The organism is Acinetobacter sp. NIPH1876, assembly GCF_022808535.1.
Taxonomy (GTDB): domain Bacteria; phylum Pseudomonadota; class Gammaproteobacteria; order Pseudomonadales; family Moraxellaceae; genus Acinetobacter; species Acinetobacter higginsii.
Map to the genome: position 1 here is coordinate 1 of NZ_JALGBR010000051.1, position 514 is coordinate 514.

The window sequence follows — 514 nt, forward strand, 5'->3', positions numbered from 1 at the left end:
TCGCCTCTGACTGCCAAGGCATCCACCACATGCACTTAATTACTTGACTATACAACCCCAAACAGTCGTTAACACATACAAGTGAGTGTTAGCGTTGCAAACTTAATTGCTACTATCTGTTGTCTGTGAATTTAATCACTATACAGCTTCAATCTAATTCATATACCAAAACGCTTGATTCAGTGTTTTTGCTAGTTCTCAGATTAATTCTTCATCCAACTGAAATACTTACGTATTACCGTTAGTTTCAAATTAATCGAGTTTGAACAATTTATTTCAGACTCAATTTTCTAATCTGTTAATGATTAACTACCACCTCGTCGGCGCGTAGTAAACTGTGATAAATCACAGAACTTAATAAGCTATCTACTTACTAAATTCTATAAGCTATCTTGGAATTTAACTTTAGTTTCTACATTACTTCGTAATGTATGGTGGAGACTAGGAGAGTCGAACTCCTGACCTCCTGCGTGCAAAGCAGGCGCTCTACCAACTAAGCTAAGTCCCCAGCTTA

General features: G+C 37.2%; 1 tRNA gene. It reads right to left on the minus strand.

What is annotated here, in order from left to right:
• Window positions 1-432 precede the first annotated feature (432 nt).
• A tRNA-Ala gene (locus MN869_RS20350) sits at window positions 433-508 on the minus strand.
• Between the last annotated feature and the right edge of the window lie 6 nt (window positions 509-514).